Genomic DNA, 1,792 nt, shown 5'->3' with positions numbered 1-1,792 from the left:
AAGTCGTCTATCAAACTCAAAGCTTGCGTTTTATTATCAACTATCTCACGGTTTGTAATCCTTTGAGATAGAGTCGTCTTGCCTGAGGAAACCGGACCTATAAGTATGATTCGATTCCTTTTTTCTTGCTCCATTTATATACACTCCTAATACAATACAAAAAATTCCAAGCGTATTTCTTAATATATACGTTGGAATTTTACGTTTTGGTCATCTCTGTAGGAGTAAACCCCATCTTTGTACACAAAGTCTGCATGACATCAATTATTGCTGCTTCAACCGATGCCACATCTCCCGTGATCAGAAGCGCGCCATTGAACCGATCAACAAACCCAATCGTAATGTTCGCTGCTTTTGACGCTATATCTGCAGCAATCATCGAAGCCTCGCCAGGCGTTATCGTAAATATTCCGATGGCACCCTTTGACTCAACCAATCCGAGTTTCGGATAAAGAGATGGTGCAGGACTTGCAATAACGTGCGCAAGAGTCACCTGCTTGCCGGGGACAAACTCTTGTATTATTCTAGTTTTTTCGCTGAAATCAACCATTCAGTTTAATCCCCTTAATCAAAGCAGTAATTAAAACCTTCCGTTGTATGCAGAACGATAGAGATTAATAATATCTTCCTTTGTACAAGGTACAGGGTTTGTTGCGATTGTAGCATCGGCAAGAGCATCTGCTGCCATAATATCAAGTGCAGCCTCAAAGTCTTCTTTGGATACGCCAGCATCCTTTATACTGGTCGGGATATTGAGTTTAAAAATGAGAGAACGGACTGAACGAATAAAGCTCAAAGCACTCTGTCTAACTCCAGAAACGTCTAAATAAAGAATCCTTGCAAGTTCCGCATAGCGATTGGCCGCAGAAGTCAGAGACGTCGAACAGCCTGCATTAAAGTTCATTACATAGGGAAGAAGAATTGCTATAGCGCGACCGTGCGGAAGATTAAAACGTCCGCCCAAAGTGTGAGCCATGGCATGTGTGAGCCCCAGCCCTGCGTTGTTGAAAGCAACTCCTGCCATACACGCTGCATTGTGAACCGCTTGGCGGGCTTCCATGTCATTTGGATGAGTATATGCGTTAAACAAATACTTGCAGATAAGCTCGATTGCCTTCTCTGCCATTGCGTCTGAAAAGTCTGTGTGATTTATGGATACGTATGCCTCAACGGCATGTCCAAGCGCATCTATTCCGGAATCGGCTGTAACTCTCGGTGGAACGGAAGCGACTAGATTCGCATCAAGTATTGCGGCTTCAGCCAGAAGGGAATCACTCATTAAAGGATACTTGACTCCCTTTTCACTATCCCCTATGACGGTAACGCTGCTTACTTCTGAACCGGTACCGCTCGTTGTGGGGATAACTATAAGCCTATGCTCTGTGGGATTTTCTCTTTTTTCCCAAAAGAACTTGATGCCTTTTGCGGCATCGATAGGTGACCCTCCGCCGAAAGCTATAATCGTGTCCGGGTCTAAAGAAGCCATCACAGCCAAACCCGCTTTAACGGTGTCAACATCCGGCTCATCAAACACGTCGGAGAAAACCTTGTATTCAGCATTTATGCTGTCAAGATAATCCGTTACGTATTTAACCTTTCCACTGTCAAACATGAATTTGTCCGTTACTACAAGAGCTTTTTTCGTACTGGACAAGACAGTAGGGACATTAGACTCGCCCATATAAATCTTTGGACCTAGAATAAATGCAGTCATGTTGCACCTCTATTTCATTATATAACAAAAAGATTATATTGCTTTTTGAGTCGTCTGTTATAGTATACAACAAAATTT

General features: G+C 43.0%; 3 protein-coding genes. All 3 read right to left on the bottom strand.

From position 1 onward, the window contains the following. Nucleotides 1-134: ethanolamine utilization protein EutP (locus GXZ13_06940; protein NLX75544.1), on the bottom strand; the 134-nt coding region annotated here is incomplete at its 3' end. 65 nt (nucleotides 135-199) lie between these two features. After that, the gene (locus GXZ13_06935) at nucleotides 200-550 is read right to left on the bottom strand and encodes a BMC domain-containing protein (GenBank protein NLX75543.1); all 351 of its coding nucleotides are present in this window, start codon (nucleotides 548-550) and stop codon (nucleotides 200-202) included. A gap of 30 nt (nucleotides 551-580) precedes the next feature. Then, the gene (locus GXZ13_06930; GenBank protein ID NLX75542.1) at nucleotides 581-1,714 is read right to left on the bottom strand and encodes an iron-containing alcohol dehydrogenase; all 1,134 of its coding nucleotides are present in this window, start codon (nucleotides 1,712-1,714) and stop codon (nucleotides 581-583) included. Nucleotides 1,715-1,792: the final 78 nt, after the last annotated feature.

Source organism: Synergistaceae bacterium, from assembly GCA_012728235.1.
Lineage (GTDB): Bacteria > Synergistota > Synergistia > Synergistales > Synergistaceae > JAAYFL01.
The sequence above is the reverse complement of the archived record's forward strand: the minus strand, read 5'-3'. Positions and strand labels throughout refer to the sequence as shown.